General features: G+C 61.8%; 19 protein-coding genes. 6 read left to right on the forward strand and 13 right to left on the reverse strand.

Annotation, left to right across the window (positions count from 1 at the left end; all coding sequences use genetic code 11):
- Nucleotide 1: 1 nt before the first annotated feature.
- Nucleotides 2-1039, reverse strand: a complete 1038-nt coding sequence (locus H8S23_RS06425) for a polysaccharide biosynthesis protein (RefSeq protein WP_207721104.1) — start codon at nt 1037-1039, stop codon at nt 2-4.
- A gap of 586 nt (nt 1040-1625) precedes the next feature.
- Here H8S23_RS06425 and H8S23_RS06430 point away from each other — a divergent pair.
- The 3 genes from H8S23_RS06430 (at nt 1626) to H8S23_RS06440 (ending at nt 5072) form a co-directional block, all read left to right on the forward strand.
- Nucleotides 1626-3011, forward strand: coding sequence for a hemolysin family protein (locus H8S23_RS06430; protein ID WP_186887503.1), 1386 nt, complete (start codon nt 1626-1628; stop codon nt 3009-3011).
- Complete coding sequence (gene pepT / locus H8S23_RS06435) at nt 3008-4225, forward strand: peptidase T (RefSeq protein ID WP_186887504.1); 1218 nt, start codon at nt 3008-3010, stop codon at nt 4223-4225. Before H8S23_RS06430 ends, pepT begins: the two co-directional genes overlap by 4 nt.
- Nucleotides 4226-4391: 166 nt before the next feature.
- Nucleotides 4392-5072: a TIGR00266 family protein gene (locus tag H8S23_RS06440; RefSeq protein WP_186887505.1), complete on the forward strand. Its 681-nt coding sequence runs from the start codon at nt 4392-4394 to the stop codon at nt 5070-5072.
- A 395-nt stretch (nt 5073-5467) separates the two neighbouring features.
- Here the strand turns inward: H8S23_RS06440 and H8S23_RS06445 are convergent, their stop codons facing one another.
- Complete coding sequence (locus H8S23_RS06445; protein ID WP_186887506.1) at nt 5468-5716, reverse strand: hypothetical protein; 249 nt, start codon at nt 5714-5716, stop codon at nt 5468-5470.
- A 107-nt stretch (nt 5717-5823) separates the two neighbouring features.
- Between H8S23_RS06445 and H8S23_RS06450 the strand changes: the two genes are divergently transcribed.
- The gene (locus tag H8S23_RS06450; protein ID WP_186887507.1) at nt 5824-6483 is read left to right on the forward strand and encodes a Crp/Fnr family transcriptional regulator; all 660 of its coding nucleotides are present in this window, start codon (nt 5824-5826) and stop codon (nt 6481-6483) included.
- 331 nt (nt 6484-6814) lie between these two features.
- Here H8S23_RS06450 and H8S23_RS06455 read toward each other — a convergent pair whose 3' ends face one another.
- The 3 genes from H8S23_RS06455 to H8S23_RS06465 all read right to left on the reverse strand — a co-directional run bounded on the left by H8S23_RS06455 (nt 6815) and on the right by H8S23_RS06465 (nt 9202).
- Nucleotides 6815-7432 carry an HD domain-containing protein gene (locus H8S23_RS06455; protein ID WP_186887508.1) on the reverse strand — a complete coding sequence of 206 codons (618 nt, stop codon included), beginning with the start codon at nt 7430-7432 and terminating at the stop codon, nt 6815-6817.
- Between the two features lie 41 nt (nt 7433-7473).
- On the reverse strand, nt 7474-7725 hold the full coding sequence (locus H8S23_RS06460) for a kinase to dihydroxyacetone kinase (RefSeq protein WP_186887509.1): 252 nt from the start codon (nt 7723-7725) through the stop codon (nt 7474-7476).
- A 205-nt stretch (nt 7726-7930) separates the two neighbouring features.
- On the reverse strand, nt 7931-9202 hold the full coding sequence (locus H8S23_RS06465; RefSeq protein ID WP_186887510.1) for a metallophosphoesterase: 1272 nt from the start codon (nt 9200-9202) through the stop codon (nt 7931-7933).
- A 652-nt stretch (nt 9203-9854) separates the two neighbouring features.
- Between H8S23_RS06465 and H8S23_RS06470 the strand changes: the two genes are divergently transcribed.
- A complete protein-coding gene (locus H8S23_RS06470) occupies nt 9855-10268 on the forward strand; it encodes a DUF3788 domain-containing protein (protein ID WP_186887511.1) in 414 nt (137 codons plus the stop codon).
- Nucleotides 10269-10320: 52 nt separating this feature from the next.
- Nucleotides 10321-10779: a VOC family protein gene (locus tag H8S23_RS06475; RefSeq protein WP_186887512.1), complete on the forward strand. Its 459-nt coding sequence runs from the start codon at nt 10321-10323 to the stop codon at nt 10777-10779.
- A 356-nt stretch (nt 10780-11135) separates the two neighbouring features.
- Here the strand turns inward: H8S23_RS06475 and H8S23_RS06480 are convergent, their stop codons facing one another.
- The 8 genes from H8S23_RS06480 to H8S23_RS06515 all read right to left on the reverse strand — a co-directional run bounded on the left by H8S23_RS06480 (nt 11136) and on the right by H8S23_RS06515 (nt 24155).
- Nucleotides 11136-12458 (reverse strand): MATE family efflux transporter, encoded by a 1323-nt coding sequence (locus H8S23_RS06480; protein ID WP_186887513.1) that lies wholly within the window; start codon nt 12456-12458, stop codon nt 11136-11138.
- 1401 nt (nt 12459-13859) lie between these two features.
- Complete coding sequence (mgtE, locus tag H8S23_RS06485; RefSeq protein ID WP_186887514.1) at nt 13860-15209, reverse strand: magnesium transporter; 1350 nt, start codon at nt 15207-15209, stop codon at nt 13860-13862.
- Between the two features lie 503 nt (nt 15210-15712).
- A complete protein-coding gene (locus H8S23_RS06490; protein ID WP_186887515.1) occupies nt 15713-18715 on the reverse strand; it encodes a DUF5050 domain-containing protein in 3003 nt (1000 codons plus the stop codon).
- 48 nt (nt 18716-18763) lie between these two features.
- A complete protein-coding gene (locus H8S23_RS06495) occupies nt 18764-20074 on the reverse strand; it encodes a type IV secretory system conjugative DNA transfer family protein (RefSeq protein WP_186887516.1) in 1311 nt (436 codons plus the stop codon).
- 200 nt (nt 20075-20274) lie between these two features.
- Complete coding sequence (locus H8S23_RS06500) at nt 20275-21702, reverse strand: hypothetical protein (RefSeq protein ID WP_186887517.1); 1428 nt, start codon at nt 21700-21702, stop codon at nt 20275-20277.
- Nucleotides 21703-21776: 74 nt separating this feature from the next.
- On the reverse strand, nt 21777-22088 hold the full coding sequence (locus H8S23_RS06505) for a hypothetical protein (RefSeq protein ID WP_186887518.1): 312 nt from the start codon (nt 22086-22088) through the stop codon (nt 21777-21779).
- A 21-nt stretch (nt 22089-22109) separates the two neighbouring features.
- Entirely contained in the window at nt 22110-22844 is a 735-nt protein-coding gene (locus tag H8S23_RS06510) for a GRAM domain-containing protein (protein ID WP_186887519.1), read from the reverse strand.
- 249 nt (nt 22845-23093) lie between these two features.
- Nucleotides 23094-24155: a type IV pilus twitching motility protein PilT gene (locus H8S23_RS06515; RefSeq protein ID WP_186887520.1), complete on the reverse strand. Its 1062-nt coding sequence runs from the start codon at nt 24153-24155 to the stop codon at nt 23094-23096.

Consider the following 24155-nt stretch of genomic DNA (forward strand, 5'->3'; position numbering starts at 1 on the left):
CTCACTCCTTTGCCAGCTCTTCTTTGATATAGTCCAGGGTCATCAGCTTGTCGACGATGCCCGGCACGTCCAGCCGCGTGGTGTTGTGGCTGGTATAGGATTCGGGCTCGCCCTCGGGCAGGGTGCCCTCGACAAAATATTTGTCGTAGTTCAGGTCGCGCGTGTCCGCCGCCACCTTGAAATAGCCGCCCATGTCGGTGGCGTGCATCCGCTCCTCGCTGGTGAGCAGCGTCTCGTACAGCTTTTCGCCGTGGCGGTCGCCGATGATGCGCACGCCGGTGTCGCCGAACAGCTGCTGCATGGCCTTGGCCAGGTCGCCGATGGTGGAGGCCGGGCTCTTTTGTACGAAGAGGTCGCCGGGTTCTGCGTGCTCGAAGGCAAAGACCACCAGCGCGACCGCCTCGTCCAGGCTCATCAGAAAACGGGTCATGTTGGGGTTGGTCACCGTGATGGGCTTGCCCGCCCGGATCTGGTCGACAAACAGCGGGATGACGCTGCCGCGGCTGGCCATCACGTTGCCGTAGCGGGTGCAGCAGATGGTGGTGTCCTGCGCGCTGACGGTGCGGGCCCGGGCGCCGATGACCTTTTCCATCATGGCCTTGGAGATGCCCATGGCGTTGATGGGATAAGCCGCCTTGTCGGTGGAGAGGCAGACCACCTTTTTCACCCCGGCCTCAATGGCCTCGGCCAGCACGTTGTCGGTGCCCACGATGTTGGTGCGCACCGCCTCCATGGGGAAAAATTCACAGCTGGGCACCTGCTTGAGGGCCGCGGCGTGAAAGATGAAATCCACCCCGCCCATGGCGGCGTGGATGCTGTCGCGGTTGCGCACGTCGCCGATGTAGAACTTCAGCTTGCCCGCCAGATGGGGGAAGCGCAGCTGATAGTCGTGGCGCATGTCGTCCTGCTTTTTTTCGTCCCTGGAAAAAATGCGGATCTCCCCGATATCGGTGGAGAGAAAATGTTTGAGCACCGTGTTGCCGAAGCTGCCGGTACCGCCGGTGATCAGAAGAGTCTTATCCTTGAAAATGCTGTCCATACTTCGTCCCTCTCCCGCGCTCTGTGCGCGACACGGCATAAAAATGTAAAAAATATGCCCGTTTTAAAAATACTCCGGGATATGCCGTCGAAATATAACCTTACCCAGTATACCATATCAGCCCCCGCTAGACAAGAAAACAGCCCGCTTAAAACTGCAGATCCCGCCTGCGGCGCAGCGGCGTCCCGTGATAATCACGGTTGCCAGATCAGGCGCCGGTTATACAGCCGCGCAGCCCGGCGGCGGGCAGGGACAAAAGGGGCGGGCCGGGCTTTCTGGTAAAACGCCCCAAAACGGGCAAAATAGCGGAAAAGGAAAGGGAATAGACGGAAAATCCCCGCTGCGCCCGCCCGCGCCGGGCTTGGCGCGGACGGGCGCGGCCGCAACTGCCCGGGCGCGGCTTGACGCGGAGCGCCGCGTTTTGATACCATTTCAGTAGATCAGGACTTTTTATCCGCGGGGCGCGCCGGGACCCGGCCGCGCCCACAGACAACGCCTGCGCGGCGGCAAACGCGGCTTTTGGGGCTTTGCCCCCGGGGCGCGGCCTACCGCCGCCCGGCTCACAGAAAGAGGTTGGTTTCCCCACATGGACGTTTGGCCCAGTATCCTGCTTATTTTGATCCTCATCGGCATCAATGCATTTTTCGCCATGAGCGAGATCGCGATCATCTCCATCAACTCGCAGAAGATGAAGCGCCTGGCGGAGGACGGCGACAAAGCGGCCGGGCGGCTGCTCTCCATCACCGACTCGCCCTCCGATTTTCTGGCCACCATTCAGGTCGGGGTGACCCTTTCGGGTTTTCTCAACTCGGCCGTGGCGGCGGACAATTTTGCCGGGCCGGTGACGGGGGCGCTCTCCTTTCTGCCGCTGCCCGCCGGGGTGCTGCGCAGCGTGGTGCTGGTGGTCATCACCATCATCATCTCGTACTTCACCCTGATCCTGGGCGAGCTGGTGCCCAAACGGGTGGCCATGAAAGACCCGGACGCCGTCGCGCTCAGGGTGGTGGGCGTGGTCTGGGGCATGTACCGCATCTGCCGCCCGTTCGTCAAATTTCTGGCCCTCTCCACCAATCTGGTGCTGAAGCTGTTCGGCATCGGCGCCGCCAATGAGGAGGAGCCGGTGGACGAGGAGGATATCCTGATGATGGTGGAGGCCGGCGAGGAGGCGGGCGCGCTGGAACCGCACGAGCGGGCCATGATCGAAAATATCTTTGAGTTTGACGACCTGCATGTCAGCGAGGTCATGACCCACCGCACCGATATCGCGGCGGTGGAGCGCACCGCCCCGCTGGCGGCGCTGGTGGAGCTGCAGCGGGAGGAGCGCTTCTCCCGCCTGCCGGTGTACGAGGGCGACCTGGACAACATCGTGGGCATCGTCTATGTCAAGGACATCCTGCCCGCCCTGGGGCAGGAGGACGGCGCGGACAAAACGGCGGCCGATTTTATGCGGCCCGTGCCCTACGTGCCAGAGAGCATGCGCTGCAGCGGCCTGCTGCGCCAGTTTAAAGAGCGCCGCCAGCGCATGGCCATTGTGGTGGACGAGTACGGCGGCACAGAGGGGCTGGTGACGATGGAGGATCTGCTGGAGTCCATCGTGGGCAAGATCGACGACGAGCACGACGAGGAGACCGGCGTCGTCCAGCTGTCGGAGGACAGCTGGATGCTGGACGGCGAGCTGGAGATCGACGAGGTGGAGCAGCTGCTGGGCAGCGATCTGTTTGAAAACGACGACTCCGATACCCTGAATGGCTTTATCACCAATATGCTGGGGCGCATCCCGGCCCAGGGCGAGGTCATCCCGCTCAAGACCGACGGCTGGCTGTGCACGATCCTGGCCGCGAACCAGCGCTGCATCGAGCGGCTGAAGATCGAGCGGGCGTCCGGGGCGCCGCAGGAGGACGCGGCCGCGCAGGAAAAGGGCGCAAAAAAAGAAAAAAATGAAAAAAAGAGGCAGGGAGGAACGATGAGATGACGGCGGCAGAACGGCTTTTGAGATATGTGACGGTGGCCACGGACAGCGATGAGGACAGCAGTTCCACCCCCTCCAGCGCCTGCCAGTGGGACCTGGCCCGCATGCTGGAAGAGGAGATGCGCGGGCTGGGGCTGCAGAATGTGCGGCTGGAGGCAAACTGCACGCTGTATGGGGAGCTGCCCGCCGCGCCGGGCTGCGAAAAGGTACAGCCGGTGGGCTTTCTGGCCCATATGGACACCGCGCCCGCCTTTTCCGGCCGGGGGGTGAAGCCGCAGGTGGTCCGGGATTATGACGGCGGCCCGCTGTGCCTGCCGGGCAGCGGGGAGGTCCTCTCGCCGCAGCGGTTCCCGGAGCTGGCAGAGATGCGGGGAAAGACCCTTATCACCAGCGACGGCACCACCCTGCTGGGGGCAGACGACAAGGCGGGCATCGCCGAGATCCTGACCATGGCCGAGACCCTGCTGCGGGAAAAGCGGCCCCACGGCAAGGTCTGCGTGGCCTTTACGCCGGACGAGGAGGTGGGCCGGGGGGCCCACGGCTTTGACGTGGTGGGCTTCGGCGCCCCGGTGGCCTATACGGTGGACGGCGGCGCGGCGGGCGAACTGGAGTATGAGACTTTTAACGCCGCGGCGGCGGAGGTGACCATCCACGGGGTGTCGGTACATCCGGGCACGGCCAAAGATGTGATGAAAAATGCCCTGCTGGTGGCGATGGAGCTGAACGCCCTGCTGCCGGAGGAGACCCCGGCGAACACCAGCGGCTACGAGGGATTTTACCATCTGGACCGCATGAGCGGCAATGTGGCGGGCGCCACGCTGGGCTATATCCTGCGCGATCATGACCGGCAGCGGTTTGAGCGCCGCAAACAGGTGATGCGGGACGCCGTGGCGGCCGTCAATCGCCGCTTCGGCGAGGGGACCGCTGTGCTGGACCTCTCGGACACTTATTATAATATGGAAGAGAAGATCCGCCCCCACTTTTACCTGGTGGAACGGGCGCAGGCCGCCATGAAAAAGCTGGGGGTCACGCCGGCGGTCACCCCTGTGCGCGGCGGCACCGACGGCTCGATCCTCTCCTATCGGGGCCTGCCCTGCCCCAACCTGGGCACCGGGGGCTATGCTTTTCACGGCCCGTGGGAACACATCACCGCCGAGGACATGGACCTGTGCGTTAAGATCCTGCTGGGCATTGTAGAGGAATTTGTCAGCGCCTGACCCGCGTGCCGGGCGGGCGGCTGACCGCGCCCCGGCTTTTTGCGCTGACGGCGGGACAGACAACAGCGGCAGGCCCTGCGCCCGCCGCTGTTGTCGTAAGGAGGGAACCCTGCGGCGCGTTACCGTTGCAGCAGGACAAAAAAATAGAAAAAGGAGAGTGCGGCAAATGCAATACAAGATCGACGGCACACCGCTGCCGGTGGTGACCTGTACGCTGGAGGCAGGGGAGACCATGATCACCGAGAGCGGGGCCATGGCCTGGATGACACCGAACATGAAGATGGAGACGACCTCGAACGGCGGGGTGGGCAAAGTGCTGGGGCGGATGTTCTCCGGCGAGTCGATGTTCCAAAACCGCTATACCGCGGTGGGAGAGCAGGGGCTGATCGCCTTTGCCTCCTGCTTCCCCGGCTCGATCATGCCCTTTGACATCGCGCCGGGCAGCGGCATCATCTGCCAGAAGAAGTCCTTTCTCGCCAGCGAGGCGGGGGTGGAGCTTTCCATCTTTTTTCAGAAAAAGGCGGGGGCCGGTTTTTTTGGCGGGGAGGGCTTCATCATGCAAAAGCTCTCGGGCAGCGGCCGGGCCTTTATCGAGATCGACGGCCACGCGGTGCAGTACGACCTGGCGCCCGGCCAGTCGATGGTGGTGGACACCGGATATCTCGCGGCCATGAGCGAGACCTGCTCGATCGAGGTGACGGCGGTGCCGGGGGTGAAAAACATGCTGTTCGGCGGCGAGGGCGTTTTTAACACCGTGGTCCGCGGCCCCGGCCGCATCATTTTGCAGAGCATGCCGGTGAACGTCGTGGCGGGCGCGCTGCGGCCTTTCTTCCCCAGCAGCGGCTGAGGCCCGCAAAAATCGGAAAACGGCGGGCGGGAACGCTGTGGCTGCGCGCAAAAGCGGACGCGGCGCAGCTTTTTGAGACCGGCTGCCCCAATGCCGGGAAAGCCGCGGGGGACTACTCTGCCCGGCGCCGCGTGTTCCGCGGCCGGCCGCCCCGCCGACAGGCCTGTTTTTTGGCGCTCCCCGCCGGCGGGCCCGCTCTGTGCGGCGGCGGAGGCAAAAAAATTGTGCGGACGCGTCCCCCTTGCAGGAGCGGCGGTTTTTGTTATTAAAGAAGGAACGCCCGTCCCCGCTGTGCCTCAAAGAGGCGGCGGGGACGGGCGTTCAGCAAAAGGGGAGATCGGGCTCAGCGCGCGTCGGGCGCGGGAAAAGCACTTTTCCCGGATGTGCCCGGGCTTTCAGGACGCCCGGCCGTCCGGCGGAAAAACAAGGGGCCTGTGGCCGGTGCGCCGGGCGTGTTTGGCGCGGTAATTCCAGCAGAGCTGGGCCAGATGCGCCTGATACTCCCGCTCCGCATCCTGACGGAGCTTGCGGCGGGCCGCTGCTTCCCTCTGTTTGCGATCCGACTGCCGCTTCCATGCCAAAAGGGCGGCAGCGGCGGCAAACAGGAGGAGAACAAGGCCCAAAAGGGAAAAGATCATGTTCATTGCTGTCACCTCCTGTCCTTATTATAAGCGCGGCCTTGACAATGACATAGGACATATGTCACACTGAAAAAGGGCATTCCCCATTTCAACACAGAGGGGGCGGCACGATGCAGAGGGGACCGCTGCAGGAGATGCACCTGCAGACGCTGCGGGAATATCATCTCGGCCCGCGGGAGGCGGCGCAGGCAGTCTGCCTGCGCTATGCTGCGGGGGAGACGATCATCCGCGAGGGGGCGCAGCTGGACTGCTTTTATGTGGTGCAGCGCGGCCGGGCAAAGGTCTGCGCCGAAAGCCGGGACGGCAAGGCGCTGATCCTGTGCTATTACATCGCAGAGGGCGTGATGGGGGATATCGAGCTGATGAACGGCATGCTGACGGCGGCCACCGGCGTGGTGGCCGTGACCGACGTGGAGTGCATCGCGCTGCCCTATCCCGGGTGCGCGGCGGCCCTGAAAGGGAACCCCGCTTTTGTGAAGCGCCTGGCCGAAGATCTTTCCGCCAAGCTGCTGCACAGCTCGCGCAGCCGCTGCGCCGCCGCGCTCTGCTCGGCGGAAGAGCGCCTTTGCGCCTATCTGCTGCTGGCCTCCGACCGGGGCATGTTCCGCGAGCCGCTCACCGACCTTGCCGGTTCCATCGGCGTCAGCTACCGGCACATGATGCGCATGATGACCGCCCTCTGCCGGGAGGGGCTGCTGGGCCGGGAGCAAAGCGGCTATCGCCTGCTGGACCCGGCGGCGCTGCGGGCGCGCGCGGCGGAGTTTGAATGACGGGGCAAAACAGGCGGCGCAGCGGCAGGCGCTGCCTGCCGGGGGCGGCAGAGATAAAACGTGGGGGCGCATGCCTTTCGGCGGTAAGGCGCGGGCCGGCCGGTTAGGATCTGCGCGCCGGCGCACCCGGATGGCCGGTGGAGACGCCGCAGAAAAAATGCGGCGGCAGGCCGCCTGCCACTGCGCTTTTTGCGTATGCGCTGCGGCCCGGCTTCCGCCGCGGGGGACGGCAGGAAAAGACCGGCGGCCCCGCCCCGCGGGACGCGTCTGCCCGCGGAGCGTAGTGTTTTGGGCGACAAAAAAGCAGGGGCCGCGCCCCTGCTTTTTTCGTTTACTTCTCTCCGCTGCAGTCGTCCGTGATCTTTCCGTTTTCCACATTGGGTTCCAGGTACTGCGCGCGGCAGAATTCCCACAGCGTCTGGGAACCGCGCTTTGTGCCCTCGTGGCGTTCCAGGATGCTGGAAAGGCGGGTGGAGTGCTCCAGCCAGGACCTGCCGCCCGCTGCGGCGTTGAGCATGGTGGGCTGCAGGTTGTCCATGGCGTGCGCAAAGGCCGCCTCGGGGGTCTGACCGGCCTCAAACTCCTCCCACAGGTCCCGCAGCCTGCGGCACTGGTCCTCCGGCAGCAGGCCGAACAGCCGGTCCGCCGCCTCGGTCTCGCGCTGACGCTGGGTCTGCCTGCCCACCGGGTCGTAGGCGTAGGTGTCGCCTGCGTCGATCTCCACGATATCGTGGATCAGCACCATGGATAAGGTGCGCAGCACGTCGATCTCCCGGTTTGCATACTCGCTGAGCAGCAGGGTCATCAGGGCCAGATGCCATGCGTGTTCGGCGTCGTTTTCCCTGCGCTCCCCATCGGTCAGATAGGTCTGCCGCTGAATAAACTTTTCTTTGTCGGCCTCCAGAATAAAAGCCATCTGCTTTTGCAGCCGTTCGCTGGCCCCGTTCATTGCGTCCCTCTCCTCTGTCTTTCAAAAATTTTGCGCGCCCGTCAGCCCGACAGGCCCTCTGCCTGCCGCTCCATATTCTCCACGACGATGTCGTGGATCTCGCCCAGCGAGGCGCAGTATTCCAGCACTTTCCAGGGCTCGTTGGTGTGAAAGTGGATCTTGATCAGTTCCTCGTCGCCCACCGCAAGCAGGCAGTCGCCTGCAAAGTGCTGCGAGATATAGGCGTCGATGTCGTCCTCTGAGAGGCCCTGGCCCTCGATGAGCAATTGTGTGTCGAATTTGAAGTCCAGCATGATGGTCCTCCTTTTGCTCTGCTTTTTAAAACAGTATTGCCGTCCCCGGCGGCGGATATGGCCTCAAAGCCGGCCTTTTCTGCCGCCGGGCGCTTTTGCCGGGGCACGCCGGCCCTTTCGCCCCGCCGGCGCCTGCCGCGGGAACGCTCTCCTCCCGCGCGGGACAAAAAGCCGCTGCGCGGCGCTTTTGCCGGGTGCGGGCTTGTCAGTGGGATGGGCCGCGGGTTTTCCGGCCCGCCGTCTCCGGGGCGGAGGCGAGCCGCTTTTTTCTGCGCCGCCGCAGGTGCAGGGGCCAGAAAACGGCATTGGCCAACACCAGCGCCCCAAAGAGGAAGAGCAGCGCATAGTCCCAGATGCGGTATCTGCCAAAAGACCGCTGCACGGCGGCGAAAAGGCCGGGCCGGTAGTACTCTGAAAAGCGCAGGACCCGCGTTTCGTACCGGCCCTCCAGGATCTCGTCCTCGTCGATCTCGATGATGCGCACGCCCCGGGCCGCATCGTCGCCGTAGCTGGTAAAGGTCGCGCCCGGGCAGGCCGTCAGGTCGATGCCGTTCAGCGTGGCGGTGAACGAGTTGAGGTGGTCGTGGGCGAAAAAGGCCGCTTTCACGTCGCCCGCGGCCAGCCAGGTGGCGAACTGCCCGTTGGAGTAGTCGGGCGGGCAGGGGGCTTCCAGCAGCGCGCCGGCAACGGCGGGAGGGCCCGCGGTGTACCAGCGCCCGGCGCCGGCGCCCCGGCCCTCGAACGCGCCCTCTACATTTTTGTCCCGCACCTGGGTAAAAGCGCTGTAGACCTCGGGCACGATGATGTGCTGAAAGGCCAGCGCCGGTACCGGGCGGCCGCCGTTCAGCCGCGTCAGCGTCTCGCCCACAGTGCGGCACCAGGCGATCTGTTCCCTGCTCACACAGCCGTAGCCGCCGCCCTCGTCGTACTCCAGCGAGTCGATCAGATACAGGTTGAGGGCCGGGCGGCTGCCGTCGGCGCTGTAATAGAGCAGGCTGTAGGTGCCGCAGCCGGGCAGAGCGTCTCCCTCGTCCAGGGCCAGGCAGCCGGGAAAGCTGCGGTAATAGGCCATCTGCGTCTCTTTCGGCACCCCGGCGTCCTGCGCGTCGTGGTTGCCGAATACCACCGCAAAGGGGATGCCCCGGCTGACCACCGGCTCCAGCACCTGGTCGATGATCCGCTTTACGTGGGCCTCGTTGTCGCCCAGATGAAGGAGGGGATGGGTGCCCTCCACCTGGTCGCCCAGATAGAGCACAAGGTCAGGCTGTTCGGCGTCCAGCACCGCTTCCAGCCCGTCGAGAAGATTTTGAGAGACGTTCTGGGTCGTCTGCAGGTCTGCAAAAACGGCGATCTTCAGCTTGCCGTCCTCAGGGAAGCGCAGCTGTTCTTCTCCGGCCGCGGCCGCCCGGGGCCCGCACAGGCAGACGCCCAGCAAAAGGGCGGCTGCAGCCGCGCAGGTCCGCGAAAACTTTTTCACACGATCCCCCCGTTCCCGAATTATTTCCTGTCATGAGTATACCACAAACAGCGGCCGCGGGCACCTGAAAAATAGCGCCTGCCGCCGCGCGGCGGCCCGGGAGCGCGGCGGAAAAGCGGGACTTTCGAGGCCCCGTCCCGGCCGCGGTACGGCCCCACGGCTCCCCCGAGCCCCCCCGGCGCGGGGAGGCCGCCGGGACATCCCGGAGAGAAGCGCCGTACCGGGTGTTTTTCAGCCTCGTCCCGGCCGGGAAAAGGGAGGGGCGCGGCGCCGGGGAGACAAAGAGCAGCAGCGGGCCGCTGCTGTTGTTGCGCGCCGCCCGCGGAAAGGGGGGGCCATGATACGGGTTGCCCCCGGACACAAAGCAAGGGCTGTTTTAGGGCTCTTGCCCCGCTTGCTGCGCGGCAGGCGCGGCGGGGCTATGGCGGCCCATAAAGAAAAATTGTTTTTGCCGCCCCGGCGCGCCGTGCCATAAAAAGCCTGTTTTTCTGCCGGCTGAAGTTTTTTAGCAGCTGAGAGGCGCACGGCCGGCGGAGCTTTGGACAAGTTGTTTGACATTTCTGCGTCCTGACCTTAGAATGGAGAGAACTTAACCGGCGTTTGTCTGCTCTCGGCGGAGAAAGCGCAGATCGGCAAATCGGGGAGGATCGTCATGAACACCAGAATGCTGGACAAGCAGAAAAAACCGACATTTGAGGATATGGCTGCACACTGCGGCAAGAGCCGGGAGCTGTTTATCCGGCTCAACGAATGGCTGTCCGAGAGCTGTCACACCGCCCGGGAGATCGATTTTCCCTACGGGAACAACTACGGCTGGGCAGTGGCCCATCGAAAAAAGAAAAAGCTGATCTGCAACGTGTTTGCAGAGGAAGACGGCTTTACCATTATGCTCCGGTTGTCAAATGAACAATTTCGCTCGGTGTATGATCGGATGGAAAAAGAAACGCAGGAATGCATCGACAACAAATACCCCTGCGGAGACGGCGGCTGGCTCCATTATCGCGTTGCCGATGAAGCCCGCTTTTGCGATATCCAGGAGATGCTGAAAACGAAGTGCGGCCTGTGAACCATTCGGGATCTGCAGCGGAGGAACTTTAGGGAATGAGAGGATGGGCAAGATGAAGTTTGAGTTACCCTTATTGGCGGTTCAGGACGTGGAAGTGTCGAAAAAATTTTATAAACAGCTTTTTGGGCAGGAAGTCGTGTTGGACCTGGGGAAAAACGTGACGTTTAGCGGCGGGTTTGCCATACAGGAAGATTTTGCATGGCTTACAGATATCGACCCGGATTCTGTTGTCAGAAAGTCGCACAATATGGAGCTGTATTTTGAAGTAGAGGATTTCGACGCCTTTTTGCACCTTTTGGAACAGCACAGCGAAGTAAAGCTTGTTCATCCCCCGAAGAAACACGACTGGCAGCAGCGGGTGGTCAGGATCTACGACCCGGATCTTCACATGATAGAGATCGGAGAGTCCATGGAAGTGATCGCAAAGCGCTATCTGGCACAGGGGCTTTCCGCAGAAGAGGTCGCAAAGATCATCCAGCACCCCGTGGAATTTGTGCGGCAATGCCGGTGAGCAGCGTGGACAGGGGAGAGTGCGGGACAAAACCGCGCCGCGGCAGCCCGTGGCGGCCGGTGCGAGAGATCAAGGGGTGCCTCCGTCTGCCCGGCAAAACAAAAAACGACCTCCGCAGGCGGAGGTCGTTTTTTTTATTTGATCGCCCGGCTGAGGCGCGGAGGCGGGGGCACGCTTCGCTGCCGTTTTACCGGGGGCGGGGAGAAAGCCGCAATCGGCATGGCCACGTACAGGCCGCGGACCCGTGAAGCCCCTGTCCGTCCCCGCCGCGTTTGAGCCCGAGCGTGCAGCCGCGGGATCTGCCGGTTCGCACCCCTGTGGGCCGCGCAGCTGCGCCGCAGTGGGGAAAGACGGGTTCACGCTGTTTTTTCCCGGCTGCTGATGCCGGCAAGCTTTTTCTTCCAGACGCCGGAGGCGAAGCGGAAGAGAAAGATCACCGCGCGCAGGCATTCATCCGCCGCCATGGCCCACCAGACGCCCGTCAGGCCCATGCCCAGATGCACCCCAAAGAACCAGCTGCCCAGCACCGAGACGCCCCACATGCTGACGACGCCCAGCCCCACGGGGAAGTTGACGTCCCCCACCGCTACCAGACAGCGGACCATGACGATGTTGACGCTGCGGCCGATCTCCAGCACGAACTCGATCAGAAGGATCTGCCGCCCCAGTTCCACCACGGCCGCATCGGCGGTAAAAAGGCCGAAGATCGGCCGCGCGAACGTGAAAAGCAGCGCTGTGACCGACAGGGAGACCACGGTGGAGACTGCGGTGGTGGACCACACCCGCTTTTGTATGCCCCGATGGTCGCCCGCGCCCGCCAGATAGCCGATGATGATCTGGGTGGCCTGGGAGATGGCCATGGAGTAGATATAGGCCACGTTGGCCAGCATGCTGCAGTACACCTTGGCGGCGATGACCGCGGTGCCGAACAGATTGACGAATTTCAGGATGGTCATCTGTGAGAGGTTGTAAGAAAGCTCCTGCCCGGCTGAGGGCAGCCCGATCAAAAGCAGCCGCCGCAGGGTGCCAAAGGGGAATGGCCGCAGGTCGGACGCGGACATCCGCACCCCGGTGCGCCCGCGGAACATCAGATAGACCAGCACCAGACCGACGCATTTGGACAGGTCGGTGGAGATGGCCGCGCCCACGGCCCCCAGCCGCGGAAAGCCCAGCAGGCCGTTGATCAGCACGGCATTGCCGGCGATGTTGCACAGGTTCATGACGGCCGAGACGGCCATCACCTCTTTCACCAGCCCGTAGCTGCGCAGGATGGCGGCAAAGTTCATATAAAGGCCCTGCACCAGCACGAACGCGCCCACGATCAGGGTGTAGGCGAGCGCTTCGCCCAGCACGTCGGCAGGCACGCCCAGAAAGCCGAAGATGCTCCGGCTGCCCAGCATCAGCACCGCGGTGGCAGCGAGCCCGCCCAGCACCATGACCAGTGTGGAGACCGTGCAGACCTGCGAAACGCGCCGGGTGTCCCGCGCGCCGATGGACTGGGACAGCACCACCGTGGAGGCGCCCGCCAGCACGCTGAGCAGGATGATGACGATGTTCATCAGCTGGTTGCCGTTGCCGATGGCGGCCACCGAGCTTTGGGAGATGCGGCTGACCATGAACTGGTCCACATTGCCCACCAGCATCTGCAGCAGCAGCTCGATAAAAATGGGGATAGACATTCTAAAAACATCCCGAGCGCTGAAAGAGCGCTGGTTTTGAAGTTTCACAGGCAAGCCTCCTTTGCGGCAGTTCGCCGCGCTGCAAACAGGTTTTATTATACTGCTGTTCTGTGGTTTGACAAGGGAGATCACACAAATAAAAAAGAAAAATTTGTGCAAATAGACGGTAAAAATGCGGAAGAAAGGCAGCCGAACGCAGCCTCTCCCGGGGCTGCAGGGCGGCAGCGGCGATGTGCGGGCCGGGGAGCGGCGGCGAAGCCTGCAGGGGGGATCCGACGCTGAAGCACGGCCCGCTGCTGCTTTTTGGGAAAAAGGGATGCCGAAGAGGCAGATAGGAGAGTGCCTTGGCTTCTCTGAAAGTTACCCGTCGCTTTTTAGTAAGGGGGAGAAAGCACGGCGGGCAAAAGGGTGCAGCCCCGGCCAGCGCCGCGATCTGCCGTTGCTTTTTCCGGGCAAAAAGATGACGGCGTGGTGGGCAGGAGAGCATCCTGATTTCTCCAAAAGTTACCTATAGCCTTAGTAGGGAGGAGGATGCGCAGCGGGCAAAAGGGCACGGTCTCTCCCAGCGCCGCGATCTGCCGCTGCTTTTTCCGGGCAAAGAGATGGCGGAGTGGTGGACGGGAGAGTGCCTTGGCTTCTCTGAAAGTTACCCATCGTTTTTAGTAAGGGGGAGAAAGCGCGGTGGACAAAGGATGCAGTCTCTCCCAGCGCCGCGATCTATCGCTGCTTTTGGGGGAAAAGAGATGGCGGAGAAGCGAACGGAAGAGCGCCTTGGTTTCTCTGAAAGCTACCCATCGTTTTTTAGTAAGGGGAAGAATGCACGACGGGCAAAGGATGCAGCCCCGGCCAGTGCGGCCCCGCGGCCCCGCCGGAGGAGAACGAAGCGCCTCTGCCCGCCGCCCGGCGCTGCAGAAAAGCGCAAGAGAGCAGGGCGGCGGGAGAACCGCAAAACGGGACCGCCGCAGCGGCCCCGCTTTTCCCCGTTCTTTTTTCTTTTTGCACGGACGCGGACCGGCCCGGCGACAGAAAGGACGTGCCGCGGCAGCGGCCTATCGGGGGGACGTGCGCCCCCCTGTGTGCCTCCTGCGGGCGTCCGCTCTCAACTGCTTGCGGATAGACCAGCAGCGTCCTGTGGCATTTCTGCGGCCGTTCATCCCGGCTGCTTACGGATCAGGCCGGCGGCGCCCTGCCTGCCTCCTGCAGCTGCCTGCTCAGCCGCTTGCAGAATCAGGCTGATGGCGTCCAGGGACCCTCCTGCAGCCACTCAAGCCGGTCCGGCCGCTTATCGGGGCGGCAGCGCCCTGCGTCCCGCCTGTGGCCGTCCGCATCTGGGCGCGCGGTGGAAAAAACGGCACGGCAGCGCGCCAAAGCGCGGTTTTACGCTTCTTTGCCACCCGCCGATCAGATCGGCAGCAGATGGATCGCGATGTTGAAGTAGATCACCAGGGACAACGCGTCCACGATGGTCGTGATCAAAGGCGCGGCCATGATCGCCGGGTCGGCGTGGAGAAACTTTGCCGCCAGCGGCAGGATGCCGCCGATCGTCTTGGCCATCACCACGGTGCAGAACATGGTCAGCGCCACCGTGAGCGCCACCATCTCATGGCCGGGGTAGGTGAGCACCAGCCGCACATAGTTGACGGCGCTCAGCACCGCGCCCACCAGCGCCGCCACCCGCAGCTCTTTCCAGAGCACGGCCGGGATGTCCCGCCCGGTGATGTCGCCCACGGCGATGCCGCGGATAATGAGGGTGCTGGACTGGCTGCCCGCGTTGCCGCCGGTGTCGGTGAGCATGGGGATGAAGGTGACCAGGATGGGCATGGCCGCAAAAGCGGCTTCGTACCGGCCCAGGATGCCGCCGGTCACCATGCCGGAGATCATCAGCACCAGCAGCCACACGATGCGGTTTTTTGCCAGCGTGATCACGCCGGTCTTGAGATAGGGCTTTTCAGAGGGGTGCATCGCGCCCATGACCTCAAAGTCCTCGGTGGCCTCCTGCTCCATGACGTCCATGGCGTCGTCCACCGTGATGATGCCCACCAGCCGGTCTTCGTGGTCCACCACCGGCAGCGAGAGAAAGTCGTATTTGTTGAACAGCCGCGCAGCCTCTTCCTGATCGCCAAGGGTGTTGATCGAGATCACGTCGCTGCTCATCACGTCCCGCACCTGCATCCCGTCCGGGGCCAGCAGCAGGTCTTTTACCGTCACCACGCCCTCCAGCTTGCGGCTGGCGTCGATGACGTAGCAGGTGTAGATGGTCTCCCGGTCCTCGCCGGTGCGGCGGATGTGCTCGATGGCCTGGGCTACCGTCATGGCGGCCCGCAGGTCGGTGAACTCGGCGGTCATGATGCTGCCGGCCGAGTTTTCAGGGTACTTTAAAAATTGGTTGATCAGCGCCCGGGTATCCGGCTTTGCATTTTTCAGCACCCGCTTGACCACGTTGGCGGGCAGTTCCTCCAGCATATCCACCGCGTCGTCCACGTAGAGGTCCTCCACGATGGCGGCCAGCTCGGCGTCGGTGATCGAGCCGATGATGACCTGCTGCACGTCGCTGTCCAGATTGGAGAACACCTCGCTGGCGGCCTCCTTGGGCAGGGTGCGGAAAGCGAGCACCGCCTTTTCGGGTTCCAGCTCGCCCAAAAATTGGGCGATATCCACCTCGTTCCTTTCGGCCAGCGCATCCCGCAGCGCCCGGAACTGCCGGGTGTCGATGAGCAGTTCCAGCGCGTCCAGATCAAATTGTTTTTCCATGGGGTTCTTCCTCCTGTTCGTTTCAAAGTTTCGTGGCAGGAAGACAGGACAAAACGAAAACACCGCGAAAGACACACGGGTCTTTCGCGGTGATCCACACAGGGGCGCGGCGCCGGGGAAAGCCCTCCTGCGGAAAAACAGCAGGGCAGGGCCCGGCGCAGGCGCGCAGCGGCGCACAGGCCGCCGCCGCGCTCAGATCAGAACAGAGCGGGACAAGCGGCCGGCGTCAGCGCGCGGCACAAGTGAGGATCATCGCAAAAGCCTGTACTTCGACCAACAGCGTCCACTTGTTCTCCCTCCTTTAAATTCGGGTCAAAAGCCCTTTGGGGCATCTAACAGTGTATGCCCTCCCGGCTCATTTTGCAACCCCTTTTTTGAAATTAAAAGCAGCGCGGGCAGACGCCGGAAAAGCGGCCTTCAGGGGCGAGACCTTTTTATTGAAAATTGGGAAGATCAAGCCCGGCAAAATACCACAGCCGACGCAGGCCGGTGCGCCGTCTTGATCAAATATAGGGATAGACGTCGATCGCGTCGGCACCCACCTCAGGGGCGCGGTCGTGGGAGGAGACGATCTCATTGATGTACCAGGCGCCGCTTTCCGGGCTTTTTACGGCTTTTACGCGCCGAGGCACAAGGTTGTCTCCCGCGTTCTTGCCGCTGTCGCGCTCGTATACCATGCAGTAGGTCTCTGTATTGAAAGTGGCCGTCTGTACGCCGTTTTCCTCCCGCAGTTCCATGCTGTCGAAGTCCACGGCGAGATACACGATGTCGTATACATAGTCTTTATTCTGGTTGAAGATGCGTCCGCTCATCTCATCGGCGCAGGGGCCGGAACAGTATTCGAGCAGCCCAGCGTCCATAGTGCGGATGGCCTCGATATAGCTGCGGTAGAAACGGCCGAAAGCGACGGCCGCGCCGTCCATATCCTCATTGCCAAAGATCGAGGGCTGCGCGTCCTCCTCGGACGCCGCAGGCTGCTGTGAGGGGATGTCCGCCATGTTTCCCAGCAGGGCAAAATTCCCGTCCCAAAGATCTGTGTATGGGTCGTTTGTGACAGGCTGTTCCGGCACGCCCTCACAGATGTGATCCGACCTGTCCGCCGCGTTGTCCGTGTTGTCCGCCAGGCGCTGCCGCCCGCCCGCTGCAAGATCCAGGGCGTACAGCGCCCCCTTGTCCAGCAGGTCGCAGTAGTACAGCGTTTGCCCCTGTACGGCGAGGGATGACGCCGAGGTCCGCACGAGGACCGTCCTGCTGGACGGTATGCCGGGGATGACGCTGCACACAGCCATCGCCGCCTCATCCAGATAGTACACGGTGCCGTTGTACAGCACATATTGCGCGACATCTGCTGCAACCGTTTCCGGCTCGCCTCCCGCGGAGACGCGCAGAAGATCGCCGCTCTCGCGGAAGTAGACACCGTCGGCGGAGGCTTTTACATCAGATGCATCGAACAGGAAGTTTTCAGTCTGATACAGCACCGCGCTTTCCGTGCCTGCCATATCCACGCGCAGCAGTTGGTAGTCGGAGTCGATCTCATCGCTCAAATAGATCCACCCGTCGGCTGTCGTGCACGAGCCGCCCCAACAGAGGACCGTGCGACAGATCGGCACGCCGTACGGAGCGTCCTGCGCGCCCCGGCAGAGAACGTCGGCGGAGCTGAGACGCGCGAATACGGGCGTCCCGTCCTCAGCGACTGTCCATCTCACAAAATTGCCCTGCTGCACGAGCGTGGCCCCCGCTTCGTCCAGGCGGCTGATGCCGCAGACGCCCGGCGCGCCGTTCGCCTCGCCGTTATAATACACGTTCCCGCCCGCCGCCAACAGGTCGGCGCCCAAAGCGTCGGCCACCCTGGTCAGCTCCGTGCCGTCCTGCGGGATGCGGTACACGCCGTCTGCCGTCGAAAAGTACGCCGCGCCGTCCACTGCGGCGACGCTTTTTGCAAGGGGGGTCATGAGCGGCTGCTGGGTATTTCCATCCGTCGCGCACAGCAGCATCGTCCCGCTGCTTGAGGGGTCCAGCGCATTCCTTTCGTAGACGGCCAGCCGGTCGCCGAACACAAGGACTGTCTCCCAGTCGTATGTGCCGGGGACGTCCTCGCGCAGTACTTTCTGCGCGCCGGTAGGCAGATCGATGCCGACGAGCTGGCAGCTCGTCTCTGATTCTTTTATACAATAGAGCATGCCGTTCCCGCTGTCCAGCGCAAAGCCGGACGCTAATCGACCAGATAACCGACTGGTTTCCAGCACAAGTGTTCTCTCGCCTGTAGTCGGGTCGAGCTCATATATCCCGGGAAGCGCCTGGTCATTCTCCGCTCGGGAGTAATTTTCTTCCCACAGATCAGATTGGCTCAAGCTGTAATACAGTTTGTTTCTGTATACAACAGGGTTGCGGATGCGGCCTGTGACATCCTGCCAGACGACCGAAACGTTTTCACCGTCCAGATCAAACCGCAGCAGCCTGCCATCCGCTGTCATGGCATAAAGTTTATTGTCCGCGATCTGCATAGCGCTGAACTTGCCCTCGGCCAGAAGCTCGTCTGAGCTGCCGTCGAGCGCCATCCTGTACAGGCCGCCGATTTCCTCTTCAGAGAACGAGTAGGTGTTGTAATAGATACGGTCGCCATACACCAGCATTTGCAGCATCAGATCCCAGGAGAAAGGGATCTTTTCCGTTTGTCCTTTCCGTGAATCCACACGCCAAAGGCAGCCGGACCTATCGATCCCATACACATAGCCGTGCGCTGCCTGCAGATCGCTGAAGCGTACCGTACTCAGGCGCTCGCCGCCTGTTCCGTCCGTCTTTACGCGGTAGAGGCCGTCGTACCGGGCGATGTAGACATTTTCCCCGCTCACGAGCACACAGCCGTCGTTGAGCTCATTGGAAGCATTGTACGCCACGGTACCCGCGCCTTTTGGCGCCAGCAGCAGAGCGATGACGACGCCGGTGCAGACAAGTGCAAACGCGCATGCCGCGCCGATATAAACGGCCTTTTTGTGCCCAAAGGCTTTCCATTTTTCAGACAGGTCTCTGAAAAACGGCCCAAGGGAGGCCCATGCCTTTTTTGCGGCTTCGCCGCCCTCCTTTGCCGCTTTCTTTCCCTCCTCGGCGGCTTTTTTGGAAAGATCCACCAGCTTTTCGCCCGCCTGTTTTGCCGCCGGGGTCAGCTTTTCCAGCGGCGTCTCGGGCAGCGAATAATCGGGAGGGGCAGTGTATCCGCTTTTGTTCTCCGCGCGCTCTGCATCGGTCCCTGCGTCTTCAGAAGTGCTGGACGGAGATGCTCCGTCCAGAGGACGGCCGCAGGCAGGGCAGAACTTTGTTCCCGTTGTGGACGCGCCGCACCACGGGCACAGACTGCCCGCGTCGCCCTGGATTTTTTCGGGGGCAACACTCCCCGAGGCTGCCGGCGCGGCGGCAACGTTTTCGGCAACGGCCTCTACCGGCTGACCGCATTTCGTGCAGAAGCGCTTGCCGTCCGGCATCTGCGCGCCACAATGTCTGCAGATCATGTTTTTTCCTCCACATTTCGTTTTCGTGTATTCACTTGCGGGGGCCTGTCAGGCAAAGCGGTTGAACTTGAAATAAAAAGGCGGGCAGTTCAGAATGCCCACTATGGCTTCGCCCACCCCCAGCGAAGTGATGTCCACATCGTCGATGACACTTCCCTCGCGAAGTTCCTCTGAGATCCCGCGCGACTGCACCGCAGAAAGATAGGTGTGCAGCTGCATATTGCCGCCATACAGACCCTTGACGTACTCGCGCGAGTTCGCGTCGCTCACCCGGAAAGAGATGTTCGTGCCAAAGCCCGAGAGGATGCTCTTGGCCAGGTTGGGGCCGTAGGCGGCGGAGATCTGATCCACGTTCTGCACGCCTGCCACGAACTTTGCGCCCAAGCTGCGCCCAAAGTTCACGCCGTCGTCGATGTGATGCAAATTGGGCAGCAGGCGGAACTCGTCGATGATGAAGTAGACGCTCCCCTCATTTTCCTTGCGGCACAGCGCTTCCTTGATGGCAAGATCAAACAGAAGCTTGTAAATAGGCGTCAGGGTGGAGCCCAAGCCGAGGTCATACTCGACGAACACCACTTTGGCGCCCTTTTCCCGCACCAAGCGGCGCATCGAAAGCGCGCCTTTCTTTTTGAAGTTGCCCACGAAGATCTCCCTCACGAGCTGCTGCAGCTCGGATACGACCCCCAGTGTCTGACCTGAGCGCTCGTCCTCGATATAAGCGCGCAGAGCTTTCAGGTCCGGATGCGCCGCAAGGATACGCTTCATGGCCTCCACGGAGAAAGTGTCGAATATCGATCGAAGATCCGCATTGTTCCGGCAGCGCGCCATTGCGTCTGTGCGCAGCAGGTGCAGCAGCACCGCGCCGAAAAGGTCTTTTGCCGCATTGGGAAAAAATGGTTGGGAAGACTGGCGCAGCCTGTCCTCAAACAGCGCGTTTGCGATCTCCAGCGCGTTTTCCTCGGCGCGGCCGTCAACGGAGATCTCCTCGAATAGGTTCCAATAGTCCGCGCCCTGCGCACCCGCGGCGTGCTCGTCGTTGCTGATCACGACGTCGCCGGGGCGGTAAAAAGTTTTGTAATAATCGCCTTTCGTGTCGAAAATGATCATCACGTCCTGCCCGGTGAGCGAGCTTCTCAGGTTGCGGATAAGAAAATGAAACGCATTTGATTTTCCCGTACCGATACCACCCATCAGCAGCATATGTCGTGATAACAATTGCTCTCCCACCGGAATGCGGCTTGGGGCCCCCGCGCGGTCCTCTCCCACAAGCAGAAATTTTGGGTCCGGGTCTTGATAGGTACACGCGTCCCGCAGGCTGTCGCCATGCACGACTGTTTGGCTGTAGCTGGGACTGCTCATGCAAAACTCTCCTTTTTCTCACATTGCAAAACTGGATATGAGGCTGTTTGAAAAAATTAAGATCAGCGTCTTTTTTTACAGTCCGCAGCGTTAAAAATATTTGGAATTCAGGAAAAGCCGCTGCGTTTCTTGCCTCGCGCCCCCCCCCTTTGCCGGCTACGAAAAATCGGACGATTCCTCTATTTTCAAATAAGCCTCGGTCAATAGGAGACGCTTTCCTCCCATTCTTCTTTGGGGGAGGCGGTATCTTCCTGTGCAGCCACGGTCTCTTCCTGTTTTGGGGCCTCCCCCGGCTTTGAAGCGGCTGTTTCATCCCATTCGGGCGCGGCTTCCTGCATCGAGACGCCCTGCGCCTGCCCGGGGGCGGCTGTCTCGTCCCGTCCGGGCGCGGCCTCCTGCATCGAGACGCCCTGCGCCCGCCCGGGGGCGGCCGTCTCGTCCCGTACGGGCACGGTCTCCTGCATCGAGACGCCCTGCGTCTGCTCCGGCGTCCTGCCCGTTTGTTCTTCAAATGTGGCCCGCGCCTCGGCTTTCATCTGCGATTCCTGCGCCTGCAGCCAGTCGAAGTACCCCTCGGCCTGTTGTTCCGTCCACTCGCTCCCGGGGCTCTGCAGCTCGCTTTTCAGCTCTTCATATTGACCTTTCATGCTTTCGTCAATGTCCGCGATGCGCTGCTCATACTGCTCGCGCGGCGACGGCTTGTGGATGGTGCCGTCGCCGCCATAAACCAAGCCTTTCACCGCATAGCTTTCGTCGGGGTCCAGAAAGCCGTCCTCGTGCGAGCGCTGTACCCGGAGATATTCGGCCGGGGCAGCTGCTTCGCTTCTCTGTGCGGTTTCCTCAGCCGGGGCGATCTTCTGCGCTCCCGGGGGCATCGTTTCCGTTTTCCCAGCCGAAACGGCCTCTTGCTCCCCCCGCGTTGGCGCCCCTATGTTTTCTTCTTCGGCAAGGCCCCAGCGCACACAATTTTCGTGCATCTGCGCCCGCATGTCCTCCAGCGCATATGGATTTTGCCTGCGTGCCTCCGCCAGCGCGCCGTCATAGGATCGAAAGTCGCAATTCTGGCAGTATGCTTCATAGCCGAGCTGCGCTTCATCTGTCAGGGTCAGACCGCCGAATGCCTCATGCGTTTTTTCCTCACCATAGGCAAAAGCGTCGCGCTCCAGCGGCTGTACACGATAAAGGGCGCTGTCCTTATCAAAAGGAATATAATTGTATTCTGCCGCGGACACCTGCGCGTCGTTCTCGCGCCACTCCCGCAGCTGTGCTTTGTCCGCATGTGCCTCCGGGTGCTCGACGGCATAGCTCTGATAGGCATGGTAGCCCTCGTGTGCCACAGTGTCGAATATCTGCAGGCTTGCGTCAGGCAGCGGTTGGTCGGTCAGCGTTTTGTAGGTAAAGGCGCCGCTGTTCACGAGCGATTCGTTCAGCTGGATGACATCCTCTCCCGGGCTCCAACAGCCATAGCACGCGCCGTCGAAATGGGTGAGGATAATGAGCTTGGACGGCCGCCCCTGTTCGGCGGCGAAATGGTCTTCCAGCGCCTGACAGGCCTCTTTGCGCTGCGCAGGGGAAAGGCCGGCCCATATGTCCGCGGTAAAACAGCGGCACAGGTCTTTATATTCCATTGCGGAAAGATCCCGTTCCTGCTGTGATGTCGCGCGCCCATTCAAAGACGAGAAGAAGCCCATAGCGTTTCCTCCTATGCCCGCCCGTCGTGCGCGCCGCAGCGGAACAACAGTTCTTTTCCAGCGGCCTCGTCTTTCTCATAGATGCGCAGCAGCTCCACGCCCATCAGCGCGTCGCAGCCGGCCAGGGCGCAGGCATCCTCCAGCAAAAACCCACGCGCTGCCAGTTGGATGTCTGCGGGGCTCTTCCCCTCCAGCGCGGCACAGGCGGCCGCGCGATATGCCGGTGGATATTCGCAGAGCACACGGTAAGCATGCGTGCCCGCCTGCGCGGGCGCGCAGCGCCAGTACCGCGCGATCTTTGCCGAAAGCTCAAGCAGCGTCATTTTTTCCTCCCACTCTGTGCGCTATTCGCTCCACTTTTTCACAGCATGGTCGCCCATAGTCTGCAGATCCTGCACCAAAGCGCCCAATTCCACCATCATGCGCGCGGTGTCATGCGTGGGTTCGCTCGCCAACGTGTAAAGTGCCCCGTTGCCCGCGCCGCGGCTGAAGATACCACTGCCCAATGAAATAGACGAACTGCTGGTATTTTGTGCGTAAACGCACATCAAAAAGCTGCGGCGGAATGCAAGGAAGATCAGCAGGACCCCCAAAGCCAAGGCGATCATGCCAGCAAAGATGCCGCCGCCCCCGATGCGGAACAGCAAAAAGCTGAATAGGGCAAGAAGAGCGCCCAAAACGATCATTCCCCCGCGAATATTCATCCCCATAAAGCAATCCAGACCGCCGACGGAACTGATGGGGACCTCTTTCACCACCCGGCTGGAACTTCCTTCTGCGTGAAAGATCAGCCGTTTATTTGTTACGGTCAGATCGCCGTTTGCAGATGGACGCTTGATGCTGCAGCACCGGTACTGGCGCACGACGACCTCATTTTCCGCCAGCGCCGGCATGCCATTGGCGCCGGGCTGCCCATAATAGCGAGGGGGTGTTTCTGTCCTGTGCTGGGGGGCAGGGGGGGCCTGGGGCTCTGAGACCGCAGATGCGGCTGTGTCCTGTTTCGATACGCGGGCGCCGCACTCGCCGCAAAATGCACTGCCCTCCTCGATCGGACTGCCGCATTTGTCACAAAAAGTCATTCTCATTACTCCTTTCGATTTTGGCTAAAGTCACATTTTTCTAATGAAAAGTGACAAAAAATGGTTTATTTTTATTATATCAATCTACATTTATGAATGCAATATGAACACTTCTTTTTGCGGCAGAAAAGTTTCCGGAGGAGATAAAAAGACCGGTGCAGCTGTTCAACCCGCAAAAAAATCAGGGACAGATCGACAGATCTGTCCCTGATAGACGAGTTGGATCTTGGAATCGAGCTTGCCCATTTTTTACAGCTTGAGTTTTTTTGCCAGGATATCGGGGTTTGCGGCATAGGTCAGCGCGGTGCGTTCGCTGATCTTGCCCGCCCGATACAGGTTCAGGATGCTGGTGTCCATCGAGATCATATCCTCGTCTGCGGACGAGCCGATCACCGTGTCGATCTGATGGATCTTGTTCTCGCGGATCATGTTGCGGATGGCGGGGTTGACGTTCATGATCTCAAAGGCGGGCAGCAGGCCGCCGTCCACAGTGGGCAGCAGCTGCTGGCTCACCACCGCCTGCAGCACCATGGCCAGCTGCACCGCGATCTGGTGCTGCTGGGTGGGGGGGAAAACGTCCAGGATGCGGTCGATGGTGTTGGCCGCCCCGACCGTGTGCAGGCTGGAAAAGAGCAGATGCCCCGTCTCGGCCGCGGTCATGGCCACCGTGATGGTCTCGTAGTCGCGCATTTCACCCAGCAGGATCACGTCCGGGCTTTGGCGCAGCGCCCCGCGCAGGGCGGCCAGATAGCTTTCGGTATCGCTGCCGGTCTCGCGCTGGCTGACGATGCTGGTCTTATGGCTGTGCAGGTATTCCAGCGGGTCCTCCAGCGTGATGATGTGGTCGGCCCGGGTGCGGTTGATGCGGTCGATCATGCAGGCCAGCGTGGTGGATTTGCCGCTGCCCGCAGAGCCGGTCACCAACACCATGCCCTTGGTGCGGTCGGCCAGCTTCAGCACCTGTTCCGGGATGTGCAGCGCCGCGGGGTCCGGCAGCTCGAAGGTGATGACCCGCACCACCGCCGCAAGGCTGGAGCGCTGCTTGTACGCGCTGACCCGGAAGCGGGAGATGCCCTGTACTGCAAACGAAAAATCGTCGTCGCCGGTCTCCAGCAGGCGGTCCATGGGGCGGTTCCCGGCGAGCTTGTAGATCTGGCGCACGAACTCCTCGGTGTCGGGCGGCAGCAGCCGCGTGTCGTCCACGTTGGTCAGCTGGCCGCTGAGCTTGTACACGAGCGGCCGCCCGGCCACGATGAAGATGTCGGAAGCGCCCCGCGCCACCGCGTCTTTGAGCTGTACGGTGATATCCAT

Source organism: Anaerofilum hominis (genome assembly GCF_014287275.1).
GTDB classification, from domain to species: Bacteria; Bacillota; Clostridia; order Oscillospirales; family Ruminococcaceae; genus Pygmaiobacter; species Pygmaiobacter hominis.

What these genes read in the sequence shown, in the direction of transcription:
- H8S23_RS06475 (WP_186887512.1), top strand. Translation starts at nt 10,321, where the DNA reads ATGAAGTTTGAGTTACCCTTATTGGCGGTTCAGGACGTGGAAGTGTCG.
- H8S23_RS06455 (WP_186887508.1), bottom strand. Translation starts at nt 7,432, where the DNA reads ATGAACGGGGCCAGCGAACGGCTGCAAAAGCAGATGGCTTTTATTCTG.
- H8S23_RS06490 (WP_186887515.1), bottom strand. Translation starts at nt 18,715, where the DNA reads ATGATCTGCAGACATTGTGGCGCGCAGATGCCGGACGGCAAGCGCTTC.
- H8S23_RS06510 (WP_186887519.1), bottom strand. Translation starts at nt 22,844, where the DNA reads ATGACTTTTTGTGACAAATGCGGCAGTCCGATCGAGGAGGGCAGTGCA.
- H8S23_RS06430 (WP_186887503.1), top strand. Translation starts at nt 1,626, where the DNA reads ATGGACGTTTGGCCCAGTATCCTGCTTATTTTGATCCTCATCGGCATC.
- H8S23_RS06505 (WP_186887518.1), bottom strand. Translation starts at nt 22,088, where the DNA reads ATGACGCTGCTTGAGCTTTCGGCAAAGATCGCGCGGTACTGGCGCTGC.
- pepT (WP_186887504.1), top strand. Translation starts at nt 3,008, where the DNA reads ATGACGGCGGCAGAACGGCTTTTGAGATATGTGACGGTGGCCACGGAC.
- H8S23_RS06515 (WP_186887520.1), bottom strand. Translation starts at nt 24,155, where the DNA reads ATGGATATCACCGTACAGCTCAAAGACGCGGTGGCGCGGGGCGCTTCC.
- H8S23_RS06440 (WP_186887505.1), top strand. Translation starts at nt 4,392, where the DNA reads ATGCAATACAAGATCGACGGCACACCGCTGCCGGTGGTGACCTGTACG.
- H8S23_RS06495 (WP_186887516.1), bottom strand. Translation starts at nt 20,074, where the DNA reads ATGAGCAGTCCCAGCTACAGCCAAACAGTCGTGCATGGCGACAGCCTG.
- H8S23_RS06425 (WP_207721104.1), bottom strand. Translation starts at nt 1,039, where the DNA reads ATGGACAGCATTTTCAAGGATAAGACTCTTCTGATCACCGGCGGTACC.
- mgtE (WP_186887514.1), bottom strand. Translation starts at nt 15,209, where the DNA reads ATGGAAAAACAATTTGATCTGGACGCGCTGGAACTGCTCATCGACACC.
- H8S23_RS06460 (WP_186887509.1), bottom strand. Translation starts at nt 7,725, where the DNA reads ATGCTGGACTTCAAATTCGACACACAATTGCTCATCGAGGGCCAGGGC.
- H8S23_RS06500 (WP_186887517.1), bottom strand. Translation starts at nt 21,702, where the DNA reads ATGGAATATAAAGACCTGTGCCGCTGTTTTACCGCGGACATATGGGCC.
- H8S23_RS06470 (WP_186887511.1), top strand. Translation starts at nt 9,855, where the DNA reads ATGAACACCAGAATGCTGGACAAGCAGAAAAAACCGACATTTGAGGAT.
- H8S23_RS06445 (WP_186887506.1), bottom strand. Translation starts at nt 5,716, where the DNA reads ATGAACATGATCTTTTCCCTTTTGGGCCTTGTTCTCCTCCTGTTTGCC.
- H8S23_RS06480 (WP_186887513.1), bottom strand. Translation starts at nt 12,458, where the DNA reads ATGTCTATCCCCATTTTTATCGAGCTGCTGCTGCAGATGCTGGTGGGC.
- H8S23_RS06450 (WP_186887507.1), top strand. Translation starts at nt 5,824, where the DNA reads ATGCAGAGGGGACCGCTGCAGGAGATGCACCTGCAGACGCTGCGGGAA.